At 73.2% G+C, this 14,564-nt stretch carries 15 protein-coding genes and 1 pseudogene; 6 read left to right on the forward strand and 10 right to left on the reverse strand.

Annotated features, from left to right (window positions below; translation table 11 throughout):
- Window position 1: 1 nt before the first annotated feature.
- Window positions 2-830: pseudogene (locus tag IO33_RS44330) on the forward strand (M55 family metallopeptidase).
- 352 nt (window positions 831-1,182) lie between these two features.
- On the opposite strand, the gene IO33_RS0119705 reads toward IO33_RS44330, so the two are convergent.
- The gene (locus tag IO33_RS0119705) at window positions 1,183-1,803 is read right to left on the reverse strand and encodes a CGNR zinc finger domain-containing protein (protein WP_037685699.1); all 621 of its coding nucleotides are present in this window, start codon (window positions 1,801-1,803) and stop codon (window positions 1,183-1,185) included.
- Window positions 1,804-1,882: 79 nt separating this feature from the next.
- On the opposite strand from IO33_RS0119705, the gene IO33_RS0119710 reads away from it, so the two are divergent.
- Window positions 1,883-2,674: an MBL fold metallo-hydrolase gene (locus IO33_RS0119710; protein ID WP_051926866.1), complete on the forward strand. Its 792-nt coding sequence runs from the start codon at window positions 1,883-1,885 to the stop codon at window positions 2,672-2,674.
- 38 nt (window positions 2,675-2,712) lie between these two features.
- Here the strand turns inward: IO33_RS0119710 and IO33_RS0119715 are convergent, their stop codons facing one another.
- Window positions 2,713-3,189, reverse strand: a complete 477-nt coding sequence (locus IO33_RS0119715) for a TetR/AcrR family transcriptional regulator C-terminal domain-containing protein (protein ID WP_051926867.1) — start codon at window positions 3,187-3,189, stop codon at window positions 2,713-2,715.
- A gap of 43 nt (window positions 3,190-3,232) precedes the next feature.
- A complete protein-coding gene (locus IO33_RS0119720; RefSeq protein ID WP_031166751.1) occupies window positions 3,233-4,132 on the reverse strand; it encodes a LysR family transcriptional regulator in 900 nt (299 codons plus the stop codon).
- Window positions 4,133-4,210: 78 nt separating this feature from the next.
- On the opposite strand from IO33_RS0119720, the gene IO33_RS0119725 reads away from it, so the two are divergent.
- Both IO33_RS0119725 and IO33_RS0119730 read left to right on the forward strand, forming a co-directional pair.
- Window positions 4,211-5,263, forward strand: a complete 1,053-nt coding sequence (locus IO33_RS0119725; protein WP_078963779.1) for an EamA family transporter — start codon at window positions 4,211-4,213, stop codon at window positions 5,261-5,263.
- Window positions 5,154-5,801 (forward strand): NAD(P)-dependent oxidoreductase, encoded by a 648-nt coding sequence (locus tag IO33_RS0119730; protein ID WP_031166755.1) that lies wholly within the window; start codon window positions 5,154-5,156, stop codon window positions 5,799-5,801. The genes IO33_RS0119725 and IO33_RS0119730 overlap by 110 nt, the downstream gene beginning before the upstream one ends.
- Here IO33_RS0119730 and IO33_RS0119735 read toward each other — a convergent pair.
- The 6 genes from IO33_RS0119735 to IO33_RS0119760 all read right to left on the reverse strand — a co-directional run bounded on the left by IO33_RS0119735 (window position 5,798) and on the right by IO33_RS0119760 (window position 11,297).
- Complete coding sequence (locus IO33_RS0119735; RefSeq protein WP_031166757.1) at window positions 5,798-6,985, reverse strand: SPFH domain-containing protein; 1,188 nt, start codon at window positions 6,983-6,985, stop codon at window positions 5,798-5,800. The genes IO33_RS0119730 and IO33_RS0119735 overlap by 4 nt on opposite strands.
- Before the next feature lie 11 nt (window positions 6,986-6,996).
- The gene (locus IO33_RS0119740; protein WP_031166759.1) at window positions 6,997-7,248 is read right to left on the reverse strand and encodes a hypothetical protein; all 252 of its coding nucleotides are present in this window, start codon (window positions 7,246-7,248) and stop codon (window positions 6,997-6,999) included.
- 102 nt (window positions 7,249-7,350) lie between these two features.
- Window positions 7,351-8,685 (reverse strand): Dyp-type peroxidase, encoded by a 1,335-nt coding sequence (locus IO33_RS0119745; RefSeq protein WP_031166762.1) that lies wholly within the window; start codon window positions 8,683-8,685, stop codon window positions 7,351-7,353.
- A 28-nt stretch (window positions 8,686-8,713) separates the two neighbouring features.
- Window positions 8,714-9,727: a hypothetical protein gene (locus tag IO33_RS0119750; protein WP_031166764.1), complete on the reverse strand. Its 1,014-nt coding sequence runs from the start codon at window positions 9,725-9,727 to the stop codon at window positions 8,714-8,716.
- 10 nt (window positions 9,728-9,737) lie between these two features.
- Entirely contained in the window at window positions 9,738-10,271 is a 534-nt protein-coding gene (locus IO33_RS0119755; RefSeq protein WP_031166766.1) for a hypothetical protein, read from the reverse strand.
- Window positions 10,272-10,388: 117 nt separating this feature from the next.
- Window positions 10,389-11,297 carry a LysR family transcriptional regulator gene (locus IO33_RS0119760; RefSeq protein ID WP_031166768.1) on the reverse strand — a complete coding sequence of 303 codons (909 nt, stop codon included), beginning with the start codon at window positions 11,295-11,297 and terminating at the stop codon, window positions 10,389-10,391.
- Between the two features lie 442 nt (window positions 11,298-11,739).
- On the opposite strand from IO33_RS0119760, the gene IO33_RS0119765 reads away from it, so the two are divergent.
- Window positions 11,740-12,435: a type 1 glutamine amidotransferase domain-containing protein gene (locus IO33_RS0119765; RefSeq protein ID WP_031166770.1), complete on the forward strand. Its 696-nt coding sequence runs from the start codon at window positions 11,740-11,742 to the stop codon at window positions 12,433-12,435.
- 71 nt (window positions 12,436-12,506) lie between these two features.
- Entirely contained in the window at window positions 12,507-13,472 is a 966-nt protein-coding gene (locus tag IO33_RS0119770) for an NAD(P)H-quinone oxidoreductase (protein WP_031166771.1), read from the forward strand.
- A 122-nt stretch (window positions 13,473-13,594) separates the two neighbouring features.
- Here IO33_RS0119770 and IO33_RS0119775 read toward each other — a convergent pair whose 3' ends face one another.
- Window positions 13,595-14,449: a patatin-like phospholipase family protein gene (locus IO33_RS0119775; protein ID WP_031166772.1), complete on the reverse strand. Its 855-nt coding sequence runs from the start codon at window positions 14,447-14,449 to the stop codon at window positions 13,595-13,597.
- Window positions 14,450-14,564: the final 115 nt, after the last annotated feature.

Here is a 14,564-nt window from a genome sequence, read left to right on the forward strand (position 1 = left end):
CGTGCGTATCCACATCAGCGTGGACATGGAAGGCGTCACCGGCCGCGTGGACGCGGACGACGCCCAGCCGGGCGGCCGGGACTACGAGCGTGGCCGTTCCATGATGGCCGAGGATGTGAACGCGGCCGTGCGGGGCGCGCTGGCGGCGGGCGCCGACGACATCCTCGTCAACGACGCCCACGGCCCGATGCTCAACCTGCTGCCCGAGGCGCTGCACCCGGCCGCCCGCCTGGTTCGCGGCAAGCCCAAGCGGATGGGCATGCTGGAGGGCCTGACCGGGGAGTACGACGCCGCGCTGTGTGTCGGCTACCACTCCCGGGCCGGCGCGCCAGGCGTGCTCAGCCACAGCTTCATGGGCCACGAGATCGAGGACATGTGGCTGGACGGCCGTCCGGTCGGTGAGATCGGGCTCGCCCACGCCACGGCCGCGGCCCTGGGGGTGCCCGTGGTGGCCCTGACGGGTGACGACGTGGCGTGCGCCGAGATGACGGCGTGGGACGCGTCGGTCGTCACTGCCCGTGAAGTACGCCCACGACCGGTTCGCCGCCGAGCTGCGGCCGGAGGTGGAGGCCTGGAAGGCCGTCGAGGAGGCGGTCGCGGCGGCCCTGAGCCCGGCCCCGCGGCGCCCCGAGGCCGTCGCCGCCGAGGCCACCCTCACCGTCCGCTGGCAGTCCGCCTCCGTCGCCGCCACCCTCCTCGGCATCCCGGGGGTGACCGCGGACGACAGCCGTACGGTCCATGCGACCGGCGGGCTTCCCTCGCTCTACCGGCAGTTCGGGGTGTGGATGCGGGTGGCCTCCTCGCTCACCAGTCAGGCGCCGTACTGCTAGACGCCGGCGGTGCCGGGCAGCCATGGCCGCCGTCCTGTCCGGCTCGCCCGTCCGCGGCCTGAGTCCCGCTCGCCCGTCCGCGGCCTGAGGCGTGGCCCGCCGCCTGTCGGACGTGCCGTGGCTTCTTCGGCCGGTCCCCTGGGGGCCCTGCGGCCGGGCCGCCCGTGGCCTGCCGGGCGTGCTGGGGTTCTTTCGGCCGGTCCCTTGCGGCTGGGGCGGCCGTCGTCTGCCGGGCGTGCCGTGGTTCCTGCGGTCGGTCCGCGGCTGGGTCGGCCGCCGCCCGCCCCGGTGTGCCCCGGTTGTCCTCGGGCTGCCCTTGGGGTTCAGGGGTCTCCTCGGGCTGTCCCCGCGCTCAGGTCTCCTCGGTCCGCCCGGTGCGGCGTGCGTAGGCGCGGGCCGCGCGGGCGCGGTCGCCGCAGCGGGTGGAGCACCAGTGGCGGCGGCCGTGGCGGAGCAGGTAGCGGTTGCAGGGGGCGGAGCCGCAGGCGGTGAGGCGGTCCGCGTCCGGGCCGGTGAGCAGGTCGGCGGCGTCGGCGGCGAGGGCGGCCAGGGCGTGCTCGACGATCTGGGTGACCGGGTGGGCGGCGGAGCGGTGCAGGCCCCGCTCCGCGGACCAGTGCAGCAGGGACGCGGCCGGGGCGAGGGTGAGCGCCTCGTTGACGGCGGCGAGGGCGTCGGCGGGGGCGGGGTGGCCCTCGGCGCGGGAGGCCAGCAGCGCGCGGATCCGCTCGCGCAGGGCCCGCAGCCGGCTCGCACACGTCTCGCGCAGGTCGGCGTCGGCCGGAGCGAGCCCGCGCTCCACCAGCCAGCGCTGTGCGTCGGCGGGCGTGCCGAGGAGGTCGATGTGCTGTCCGCCGGGCAAGGCGATCGCGCTGTTGGCGAGGTCCAGGGCGGGGTACTGCTGGGCGCCCGGCGCCGGGGGGTACGGCGCGGACCGGTCGGTCCCACTCACGCTCTCTGTCACGTGTCTCATGGTACGCCTTGCGTGCATCCGTGAGAAAGGCGTAATGTCTCTCACGGATGAACCCCTTCTATCCGTGAGGTGAGCCGATATGGCCGCAACGCCCTCCCCCTCGCCCGCTTCCACCCCCGCCGACGAGCGCATACCCGTCCGCGTCCTCGGCGGCCCCACCGTCCTCATCGAGTACGGCGGTCTGCGCTTCCTCACCGACCCCACCTTCGACGACCCCGGTGACTACCCGTCGCCCAGCGGCCGCACCCTGACCAAGACCGCCCCGCCCCGCGTGAGCGCCGCCGCGCTCGGCCCCGTGGACGTCGTCCTGCTCTCGCACGACCAGCACGCCGACAACCTCGACCACTCCGGACGGGCCCTGCTCGCCGCCACCCCGCGCACCCTCACCACACCCGCGGCGGCCGGCCGGCTCGGCGGCACCACCGAGCCCCTCGCCCCGTGGCAGGCCGTCGACCTCGCCCGCCCCGACGGCGGCACGGTCACCGTGACCGCCGCCCCGGCCCTGCACGGCCCCGAGGGCTCCGAACCGCTTGTCGGTGACGTCACCGGCTTCCTGCTGACCTCCGCCGACCTGCCGAGCGTGTACGTCAGCGGCGACAACGCCTCCCTGGAGCTGGTGCGGGAGATCGCCGACCGGTACGCCCCCGTCGACACCGCCGTCCTCTTCGCCGGAGCGCCCCGCATGCCCGTCCTCGACGACGCCCTCCTCGTCCTCGACGGCCAGGGCACGGCCGCCGCCGCCCGGCTGCTCGACGCCCGCCGGGTGGTGCCGGCCCACTGCGACAGCTGGGCCCACTTCACCGAGACCCGCGACGACGTGGTGAAGGCGTTCGAGGAGGCGGGACTCGCGGACCGGCTCCAGCTGGACTGAGTGCAGCGCAGCCGCCGGATCCCCGGGGGTCCGGCGGGTCAGGGGGTCAGGCCGCGCAGCAGGGCCGCGAGGCCGCCGAAGAACTCCCGCTCCACATCGACGCTCCGGGCGCGGCGGGCGGTCGCCGCCCTGAGCGGGAACTCCTCGGCCGCCAGCGCGGAGATGGCCACCGTGCCCTCGCACGCCGGCGAGCCGGGCTGCTCCAGCTGCAGGGCGCCGTTGACGTACGCGACCAGGCCGCGCAGGGCCACGCCCCGGCGCTCGCCCTCGGACCCCGCGTCCGTGAGGATGCCGAGCACCGTCTCCGACCAGCGCAGGACGGCGCGGGAGCGGTGCCGGTGGGTGACCGACAGCGGGATCACCGACGGGTGCGCGCCCAGGGTGTCCCGCGGGCGCCGCACCATGATCTCGACGGGCTCGCGCCAGGGCAGCTCCGCCGGCGGCGCCCCGGTGCCGACCGCGCCGAGCGCGGACTCCACGACCACCAGCCGCTTCAGTTCCTCGCGGTCGGTCACATACCGGTCCGAGCGGCCGGGCCGGCCGTACGGCGGCCCCGCGTCAGGAGCGCACCGACGGCGGTCTGACCCCGAGGACGTCGAGCATCGCCCGGGTGGCCGGGCTCGGGTTGAACCGGCTCCACGCCAGGTACTCCAGGCGCCGCGGACCGTCGGCCACCGGCACCAGGGCCAGCCCCGGGTCGTCGGCGGCGAGCGGGCGGATGAACGCCGACGGCAGCAGCGCGACACCGAGCCCGCGCGCGATCAGCCGGGTGATCAGCTCCACGACACCGGCCTCGTAGGCGACGTCGCGGGCCAGTCCCGCCGCGGCGAACGCCTGGTCGGACTGGGCGCGGGCGGGGGTACCGGCCACGAAGTCCACGAACGTCTCCCCGGCGATCTCCGCCAGTGTGACCCGGGCGGCCCCCGCCAGCCGGTGTCCGGCCGGCACCACCAGCACATGCCGGTCGTGATCGAGCACCACGGTCTCCAGACCGGCCGGCCGCGCGCCCTCCGGCAGGCCGAGGAAGGCGATGTCCAGCTCCCCGTCGCGCACCGCCGCCGCCAGCTCGTCGCTGCGGCCGGACCGCAGCACGACGCGGACGTCGGGATGCCGGGCGCGGTAGCGCTGCAGCAGCTCGGGTACGTCGACGGCGGCCGTGGTCACGATCACGCCGACGGCGAGCCGCCCACGCACCACGCCGGTCGCGGCGGCGGCATCGGCGACCGCGCGGTCGGCGGCGGCCAGACACTCCCGCGCCCCCACGAGGAACGCCACACCCGCGCCGGTCAGTTCGACCCGGCGGCTGGACCGGGCGAACAGCCGGACCCCGAGCTCCCGCTCCAGCGCCGCGATCCGATGACTCAGCGAGGACTGCACCACCTGACACCGCTCGGCGGCCCGGGTGAAGTTCAGGGTGTCGGCGACGGCGACGACGTAACGCAGCTGCTGGAGATCCACAGATCAATCGTCTCCATTCATGGCTGTGATGACAACCATGCTTTGGATACATGGTCATGCGCGGCACAGACTTCCCCCATGCGTCCCTCGACCTCCACCGCACAGCGGGCGGCGACCGTCCTGCTGACCGCGCTCGCCCCCGCCTCATGGGGCACCACCTACGTGGTCACCACCCGGCTGCTCCCGCCCGGGCATCCGCTGTTCGCGGGCCTGATGCGGGCCCTGCCCGCCGGACTGCTCGCGCTGGCGATCACCCGGGTGCTGCCGCGCGGGGAGTGGTGGTGGAAGACCGCGGTCCTCGGCGTCCTCAACATCGGCGCGATGCCGCTGCTGTTCGTGGCCGCCGAACGGCTCCCCGGCGGAGTCGCCGCCACCCTCGGCGCCGCCCAGCCGCTGCTGGTCGCCGGGCTGGGCCTCGCGGTGCTCCACGACCGGCCCACGGCCTGGCGGCTCGGCTGGGGCCTGCTCGGTGTGCTCGGTGTCGGCCTCGTCGTGCTCGGACCGGGGGCCCGGCTGGACGCCGTGGGCGTGCTCGCCGGTCTCGGCCATACGGCCACCATGGCCGGCGGGGTCGTCCTCACCAAGCGCTGGGGCCGTCCGGCGGGCGTCGGCCCGCTCGCCCTGGCCGGCTGGCAGCTGACCGTCGGCGGACTGCTGCTGCTCCCGCTCACCCTGGCCGTCGAGGGAGTGCCCGCGCGGATCGACGCGGGCGCCGCCGGCGGCTACCTCTGGCTCGGCAGCATGGGCGGGCTGATCGCGTACACGCTGTGGTTCCGCGGCATCGGCAGCCTGCCGGTCGCCGCGTCCGCACCGCTGGTGCTGCTGTCCCCGCTGGTCGCGACCCTCATCGGCCTCGCGCAGGGCGAGTCGCTCAGCCTGCCGCAGACCCTCGGCTTCGCCCTGGCGCTGACCGCGCTGGTGGCCGCGCAACTCGCCCCGAGGGCACGGAAGAAGAACGGAACGAAAGAGGAGAGCTTCGATGCGTACAGGATCGACGAGCCGGGCTTCGCAGGCCAGGACCATGACGATCGCCGTGCTGGGGGCCACCGGGATGGTCGGTGGCCGGGTGGTCGGCGAGGCGAGCGCGCGCGGACACCGGGTGCTGGCGCTGTCCCGGAAGCCGGCGAGTGAGGACCCGGCCGTGATGCCGGTCGCCGTGGACGTGACCGACCCGACCGCCGTACGGGAGGCGCTCGCCGGCTCCGCCGCCGACGCCGTCGTACTGGCTGTACGGACCTTCCCGGCCGACCAGGAGTTCCTCGTCGGCGCCACCCGTACGGTGCTGGACGCCGCCGCGACGCTCGGGATCCGCGTCCTCGTGGTCGGCGGCGCCGGCGCCCTGCGCAGCCCCGGCGACCGGGCACTCCTGGTCGCCGAGAACCCCGTGTACGTGCCGGACGAGTACCGCCCCGTGGCACTCGCCGGCGTGGCCCAGCTGCGTACCTGCCAGGCCCACCCCGGCGCCGACTGGGTCTACCTGAGCCCGCCGGCCGTACTGGAACCGGGCGAGCGCACCGGCCGCTACCGGCGCGGCACCGACACCCTGCTGACCGACGCCGACGGCGGCTCCCGGATCAGCGCCGAGGACCTGGCGGTGGCCGTGCTGGACGAGCTGGAGCGTCCCGGCGTGCACCGTCACCTCACGGTCGCGCACCACCGCGGCGCCTAGTCGACGTTGACGGGACCGTCGTCGTCCGGGTTCCGCTCCTTGCCCGAGCGCAGCTGGAGCAGGCCGCCCAGGTCACCCCGGCCGCCCTGGTCGTCCTTGGCCTGGCCGCCGTTCAGGTTGTGCCGGACCGAGTCGAGGATCGTCAGGCCCTGCGACACCAGGCCGGCGGCGATCTCGCCGAGGCCGTCCGCACCGTTCAGGACGTTGACGTTGGCACCGGACAGGCCGCCGGCGGCCTCCTTCACGATCTGCGGGAGCTGATCGATGATCATCCGGTCGAGGGCCACCCGGTCGTAGGACGCGGCGGCCTCGGCCTGGATCTTCATCCGCTGGGCCTCGGCGGCGGCGAGCACCCGCACCCGCTCGGCCTCGGCCTCGGCGGGCTTGACGACCTCCGCGACCAGCTGCTGCTGGCGCAGCCGGGCCTGGCGCTCGGCCAGCTCCGTCTGGGCGGCCAGCACCTCCTGCTGGGCGTGCGCCTGCGCCAGCGGTCCGGCCTGCGCGGCCTGGGCCTGGGCGCGGTCCACCTCGGCCGAGTACTCGGCCTTGACGATGGCGGTCTGGCGGGCGTACTCGGCCTGCTTGCGGGCCGCCGCCTGCTCCGCCTCCACCGCGGCCTGGGTGGCCTGGGCCTGGGCGATCTGCGCCTGCCGCTGGATCGCCGCCTTGTGCGGGGCGGACATCGCGTCGATGTAGCCGGTGTCGCCGTCGTCGATCGACTGGATCTGCAGCGAGTCGACGATCAGGCCGATCTTCGCCATCTCCGTCTTCGAGGTGTCCAGCACCTCGGCGGCCAGCTTCTGCCGCTCGGTGACGATCTCCTCGACCGTCATCGAGCCGATGATGGCCCGCAGATGACCGGCGAAGATCCGGCCGGTGAGCACCGACATCTGCTCCTGGTCGGACAGGAACCGCTGACCGGCGTTGATGATGCTCTCGTGGTCGTTGCCGACCTTGAACGCGATCACCGCGCGCACGTGCAGCGAGATGCCCTGCTTGGTCACACAGGTCTCGGTGACCTCGGCCTCGCACATCGACAGCGTGAGGAACCGGACCTTACGGAAGACCGGGAGCACGAACTTCCCGTGCCCCGTCACCACTCGGAAGGGCGCGCCCCCCAGTCCCCGCCGCCCCCCGGAGATCAACATCGCCTCGTCGGGAGCGGGAACGCGGTATCCGAACATGCCTGTACTCCTCAGTCGGCGCCGGCGGCCTCTCCGCCGAGCGCGTCCAATGGATCCACCCACTCGATGACGCCGACCTGGCGGCATCCCCGTGATTCGATCACGAGGACCGTGGCGCCCGCGGGCAGGGGGTCCTCGGACCACGCCAGGAAGGTCTCGGAGCCGCCCCTGACCCGCACCAGGACCTCGCCGGGGCCCGCGGATCCCCGCGTCCCGATGAGCACCTTGCCCATACAGCCGATCACGGCCTCGTCCTGCGCCATCGCCGGCCCGTCCTCCTCGTCCCGACCCCGGAAGTCACTCGTCCCGACCCCGGAATTCAGACGATAGACCCAGTGGGGCCGGGACCCAACGGGCGCATGCCCTCACTCGTGCAGACCGCCGAGCCGGCGCAGGGCGCTCAGGCTCGGCAGGAAGCAGTACTCGCCCCCTCGGGTGACGACGAACCGCGGCAGCGGGGCCAGGCGCCGGCGCACCGGTCGCCGGGGGACGGTGAAACCGGTGGAGCCGTCGTGCGCTCCGGTGACGGGGTCCTTGGCGTCGTTCGCGCCGAAGAAGACACCGTCGTTCATCCACTGCGACTGCACGAACTCGAACTGCCGCCCCGGATGCGCGCCGATGAACGCGAACATCAGGCCGCGGTCGGCTCCGTCGTCCTCCAGCACCCCCTCGGGCAGCGGCGGGCCGTACACGGCGCCACGCCGGATCATGCGGTGCAGACGCACCTCTCCCGCCACCGCGGCGTCGCGGGGGTTGGCCCGGCGGATGTGGCAGCCGCCGGGCGTCTTGAACCCCGTCGGATCGTCGCTCTCGTACAGGAAGGTGTTACGGCGGTCCGGGTCGGCGCCGAGCCCGGGGTCGTCGGCCTGCGGAGCCAGCGCCAGGGGAGCACCGCTGCGCCAGCGCCCCATGATCTTCGCGGCGATCAGTTCCTCGTCCTGGGGCCCGGTGGAGTTGTCCTTCAGATAGCGCCGGAAGGCGGCGACGTCCTGACGGAGCTTGCGGAAGACCGCGTAACTGCCGTTGCGGCCCAGCCCGGTGGGGTGCGGGCGCTGCACACCGCCGAGCTCGTCCGGGTAGCCGAGGACGAACTCACCCGCCTTCAGCGGGACTTCCAGCCGGTTGGATCCCGGTATGCCGCTGCCTTCGACGGCCGGATGGCTGACCCCGTCGCGATAGCCGAAATGCTCGGTCTCGGTGGGCAGCGCGTAGCAGTCCTGCCGCCAGACCGCCGTCACGCCGGACAGCCCGTCGTAGGCGGGGCGGGCCCGGTCGACGGCTGCCTCCAGCTGCGCGGGACCGGGCGCGACCGCTGTGAGCACCACATGGACGTCGCGGCTGCCCAGCGGGGCCTCCCAGTGCTCCGGGCTGCTTGCGCCCACGTCGCCCAGCGCTCGGGCGCGGGCCGCCATCCCCTGCCGGAACTCCCAGGCGAACGTCTCCAGCGACGCGCGCGGTACCCCCAGCACCGCCAGGCCCTGACAGGTGACGGCGACACTCACCCAGGTCTCACCCAGCGGGCTGACCGCGTCCGCCGCGGAGGTCACCGCCGTACTCGCGCGGCGCATCAACTCCCGCCCGTGATCCGGGTCGTCGATGCGGAAGGCGAGGTAGGCCGCCGCGTACGGCGTCGGCCGGGGGCTGAGGACCCCGCGCTGGATGTCGTGGAGTTCCAGTGCGACGTCCGTGTGCACGCTCACGGTTGACCTCCCGGCGGCCGTACGCGCCCTACGGGGAGACGAGGTTGCGCCAGAAGTTCCGCAGGCTCTCGTCCCCGCCGAACAAGGAGCTGAAGATCGTGGAGTCCGCCAGCAGCAGGTCGGCCGCGCGGTCACCGCCGGGCGGCATCCACAGGAACATGTTGAACTCGGTGTTGCCGGCCTCGGTGAACGGATGCGGCCTGGACAGGTCGATGGGCTGTCTGGCCAGCACACGGACGGCGTCCGGGTCGTCGGTCGTCACGTCGTAGTGCGGCAGGTGCATGTGGAAGTTGAAGTTCGTCACCCCGTCCAGCCAGCCCTTCGGGTCCAGGTCCCTGACCGTGGACAACGGCACGATCCGGTTGCCCTCACCCGTCGCCGGGCGCAGTCCGTACCGGTTCACGACCGGCACTCCGAGGCCCTGCATCAGGCCCCTGACGTAGGTGGCGAACCGCTGCTGCCGGGGCACCAGGGGATCGCCGTGATGGCGGTACTCCATCTCCCGGACCTTCAGGTCGTCCGACGCGCCGACGTCGTGGTGCGGGCCCAGGACGAGGCAGGTGCCCTCCCGGCCCAGGAACGCCCGCAGCGCCTCGATCTCCTCGGGCCGGGCCTCCTGCCCGGTGACCGCGTGGTCCAGCCCGAACACGAAGAGCACATCCGTGTCGTCGAGCACCCGCTCGTCCAGCGGGGTGGGGAAACCCGCCTGGTCGATGCGCTGGTACACCGGGACGGGATGCCCCGTGACCTCCTCGACGAAGTCCTGGAACGGCACCCAGGCCCAGAAGAACAGCTCCAGCGACCCGGCGACGCCCTGCTGGAACCGATACGGATCCGACCACTTCGGATCCTCGTAGGCCGGCCACGCGGCCCGCCTGACCTCGGTCATCGTGGAGAAGCGGTTGTCCAGTCCGGCCGTGTCGCGACCGGCCTCGGCCGGATAGCTCCACGAGACGTAGACGCTCACCCGCCGCCCTCCAGGGGTGTACTCGCGCGGAATGTGGCGTTGGTTGTACGTGCGGGCGGTCCTGACCTCGCTCATGCCGATCGTCTCACTGCAGCTGGTCGAGCATCTCCGACAGGGCGCCCTTGATCCGCAGCGCCTTCTTGATCTCGTCCGAGGTCACGTACGGATACTCCCCGTACTCGATGAAGCTCGGGCAGTGGTGTTCCCGCACGAACCGGACGAACGCCTCGGGGTTCGACCGCCAGTCCTCTGGAAACCCTTCGAGGTTCTCGAAGACGGTGCTCGCGCCGACCTTCGTGAAGAGCGCGACCGCGTCCTCGGTGTACTTGTCGAAGTCGGTGTCGAAGATCCCCTGGTACATGAAGCGCGTGTCGTCGTCGAAGAGAACCCAGCGGAGGTAGTGCAGCTTCAACGGCGCCAGCAGGTACGGGTCCTCCTCCAAGGCCTTGACCAGCGTCTGGCCGTGCGCGCGCACCGCCTCGGCCCGGCCCGGCTTGATCCGCGCGATGATGGTGAACCCGTAGCACGCCGGGGTCCTGGGAAAAACGGGGCCGTACTTCCCCTGCTCCAGATGGCCGGTGTCCTTGGGGATGGCGACCATCTGCGGCTTGATCTCCATGTCCGCCCCCTCTCCGCGTTCCAGAGGCCGGGACTCAGCACAAGCGTGGCACTCGCGTCCCGGATGTGCCTGCGGAGCGGACGTGCGGACGTACGGGCTCTTGCGTCGCCGGGCCGTTCACCAGGTTCTCGCGGCGGACAGCAGGTGCTCGCGGACGAGCGCGACGTGCGGGTTGGCGGAGCTGCCCGGGCGCTGGACGAGGTAGGCGGTGTTGATCGGCGGGTCCTCCGGCTGGTGCAGCAGCTGCAGGACGCCGGAGGCGAGCTCGGCACGGCACAGATAGCTGGGCAGGACGCTCCAGCCGGCGCCGGCCGTGAGGGCGGTGAGGACGCTGCGCAGGTCGGGGACCGTGATCGCGGCCTGGGTGTGCAGGCGGCGGCCGAAGACATGGCGCCAGTAGCGGCGGGCGATGGGCAGGTCCTCGGCGTAGGCGACCAGCGGGAGGCCCTCCAGGGCGGTGGACGGCTCCCGCCCCTTGAGCCGCTCGGCCCATACAGGCGCGGCGACCAGGACGAACTCCTCGTCGGCGAGGAGGTCCGCCTGCAGCGTCCGGCCGCGGGGCCGCCGGGTGGCGACGACGAGGTCGTGGCGTCCGGCCCGCAGTTCCTCCAGCAGCGGTTCGGTCAGCCCGACGGCCACCCGCAGCCGGACGCCCTGCGTGACCAGCGGGCCCAGCACCATCAGCCCCGCCACGCTCATGAACTCCGCGGGCCCCGCCAGATGCACCGGTGCCACGGTGCTGCTCGGCTCCTCGTCGGCGATGACGGCCAACTGGTCGAGGGGGCCCGACAGCCGGGTGGCGAGTTCGTCCGCGTGGGGCAGCGGGGTGACACCCTGCGCCCGGCGTTCGAACAGCTCGTGGCCCAGGCGGTTCTCCAGTGCCCGGATCTGCGTGGTGACGGTGGACTGCGACAGGCTCAGCTGACGTGCCGCGGCGGTGAAGGAGCCCAGGCGGTGCACCGCGAGGAAGGTCCGCAGCAGGTTCAGGTCCAGCGGACCGGAGGCATGAGTGTCGTGAACGCTCACGGATCCGAGCGTACGAGGTACGCCTGCCGGCCACCCACCCCGCCCGTCGCCGGGACCGGGGCATCGGGTCATCGCTTCGGGGCATCGGGGCATCGATACCTGGTATCGGCTTCTTCATTGGCGCAGATACTTCAGCACCTTTAGTTTCGAGGGCGTGAAGTACTGGGCTCCAGGATCACCACCGTCCGTGCCGTCCGGTCAGACCCGGCCCCGAGCGTGCGGGCGGCCGACGGTCCGGCCGACGGTGTGGAAGCGGAGTGCCGTTCCCCCGGCGCCGTACGCCGTGCGTGACGGCCGCCTGATCACGGGGCAGGACCCGGTGTCCGCCGTCGGCGACGTGTTCTCGCCGCAGTGGCCGCAGACCGGGCAACCAGTGCGGAGACCTGGCCCCCCGCTGGCGCGGGGCGCCGCCCGATGACCCGGCTCTAGGAGAGACCACACCATGTCGAAGATCCTTTTCGTGATGACCGGCGCCGACCACTGGACACTGGCTGACGGCACCAAGCACCCGACCGGCTTCTGGGCCGAGGAGGCCGTCACCCCGTACCAGGCGTTCAAGGCCGCCGGCCACGAGATCGTCGTCGCCACGCCGGGCGGCGTCGTACCGCCCCTGGACCAGGTCAGCCTGGCGCCGCAGTTCAACGGCGGCGAGGAGGGCGCGCAGAAGATGGCGGACGCCCTCGCCTCGATCAGCGAGATCCAGCACCCCGTCGCGCTGGAGGACGTCGACCTCGACGACTACGCCGCCGTCTTCTACCCCGGTGGCCACGGCCCGATGGAGGACCTGGCCGTCGACGCCACCTCCGGCAGGCTCCTCGTCGACACCCTGGCCTCGGGCAAGCCGCTCGGCGTGGTCTGCCACGCCCCGGCCGCACTGCTGGCCGCCACCGAGGCCGACGGCAGCAACGCCTTCGCCGGCTACCGGCTCACCGGCTTCAGCAACGCCGAGGAGACCCAGAACGGCCTGGCGGCGGGCGCCAAGTGGCTGCTCCAGGACCGCCTGGTCGAGGCCGGCGCCGACTACCGGGCGGGGGAGCCGTGGGCCCCGAACGTCGTCGTGGACCGCAATCTGGTGACCGGTCAGAACCCCGCCTCCGCCGGACCGGCCGCGGCCGAGGTCCTCAAGAAGCTGAAGTGACGCGGTAGGGCTCCGCGCCCACCGATGAGCCGCCGCCGATGAGTCCCTTCAGGGATGCGAGAAGGAGAGAGATGAAAGCGATTTCGATCAGGGAACCCGGGGGCCCGGAGGTCCTGGAGTGGACCGAGGCCGAGGACCCGGCCCCGGCCGCGGGCGAGGTCGTCGTCGACGTGGTGGCCGGCGCGGTGAACCGAGCGGACGTCGCGCAGCGGATGGGTTGGTACCCGGTGCCGCCGGGAGCATCGCCCTACCCGGGACTGGAGGTCTCCGGCCGGATCAGCGCCGTCGGCGAGGGCGTCACCCAGTGGCGACCGGGCGACGAGGTCTGCGCGTTGCTCACCGGCGGCGGGTACGCGCAGAAGGTCGCCGTCCCCGCGGGGCAACTGCTCACGGTGCCCAAGGGGATGAGCCTCGTCGAAGCGGCGGCCCTGCCGGAAGCCGCCGCCACGGTCTGGTCGAACGTCTTCATGACCGGTGCCCTCAAGGCGGGCGAAACCTTCCTCGTGCACGGCGGAGCCGGTGGCATCGGCACGATGGCCGTCCAGCTCGCCAAGGCCCGCGGCGCCCGCGTCGTCACCACGGTCGGCGGCCCCGACCAGGCCGCCCGGGTACGAGATCTCGGCGCCGACCTCGCGATCAACTACCGCACCGAGGACTTCGCCGAACACGCTCCCTACGACGTGATCCTCGACGTCGTCGGCGGCCACTACCTCCAGCGCAACGTCCGCTCCCTGGCCCCCGACGGGCGACTGGTCATCATCGGTCTGCAGAACGGCCTGGAGGCCGAACTCGACCTCGCCGACCTCCTCTTCAAGCGTGCGTCCGTGCACGGGACCACCCTGCGCTCCCGCCCGACCGCGCAGAAGGCGGCCATCGTGGCCGAGGTCCAGGAGCACGTGTGGCCCTTGATCGAGAACGGCTCCGTGCAGCCGGTCATCGACCGGACCCTGCCCATGGCCGAGGCCGCCGAGGCACACCGGATCCTGGACGCCCACCACATCGGCAAGATCGTCCTGGTCAACCCCGACACCCCGTGACGCCGCCCCGGCCCCGCACCCGAAGCCGACGGCGGGGTCTCCTCCGTAGTCCTCACGGGGCAACGCCGTTTCCCGGGCTCATGACCCTGGATGTGCCCTCGGGCACGTGCCTGGGAAGGCGTTCATGCCAGGCTTTCGCCTCTCGCCGGCGCCCAGGAGCCGGCCAGCCGCTTCCGCGCGGCAGCGGCTTGCAACCGCCCCGCCTGGAACGCGGGCACCCACGCCGACGGGTCCGTCAGGTCCGTGCCGAGCGCCGCCGCCGATGCCTCGTCCGGGAACAGCGACACCACCGTCTCCGCGCCCAGCGCAGCCAACGCTTCCTGCCCGGGAGCCTGACGCGCCATCGGCTCCACGACGACCAACGTACGTGCACCGGCCGCGAGGTCCACGTTGGTGCCTGCCCGCAGCGCGCCGTCGATGAAGTGGCGCCCACCGATCGAGACGGGAGGCGCCGCTCCCGGGAACGCGCTGGAGGCCGCGACAGCAGCCGCCAGTGGAACGCCACTGTCGCGATCCCAGACCACCGGCTCGCCGCTTCCCGCCTCCACGGCAGGGATGAGCAGGCGACGCTCGCTCGGCCAGGCGTCCGTGCCGACGAGCCGGCGTCGCACCGCGACCAAGGCCCGCTCGGCCTCCGGATCGGCCGCGGCGAGGGCGATCCGCCCGACCCGCCGACGGGCCTCCTCCGGTGGCAGGCCGGCACCGAGGACCGCGAAGACCTCACCCATGCGCTGCGGATCGGCCTGCGGCGGCCGGGGGCCGTCGCCGCTGCTGCCGGCGGGGTCGGCGAAGTGTGCGAGGTCCTGGCCCGTGGCCAGCGCGGCGCCCACGATCGCGCCGGCCGAGGTGCCGACGACCAGATCCGCCGCGCCCAGGTCGACGCCCAGGCCGCGCAGGCCGTGGACGAGTCCCACCATCCAGGCCGTGCCGACGAGCCCGCCCGGGCCGAGCACGAGCGCACTGTCCCGTGAATGCATCGTTCCCCCATCCGCTGCTGTGGCGATCCCCACCCTAAAACGATCAACCAGCCCCTCAACGGCCGGCTCGCGCGTGGACCCCCTTGTGCCCATGTGCCCCGGCCGCCTGACGGCC

This window comes from Streptomyces durhamensis (assembly GCF_000725475.1).
In the GTDB taxonomy this organism is placed as follows: domain Bacteria; phylum Actinomycetota; class Actinomycetes; order Streptomycetales; family Streptomycetaceae; genus Streptomyces; species Streptomyces filipinensis.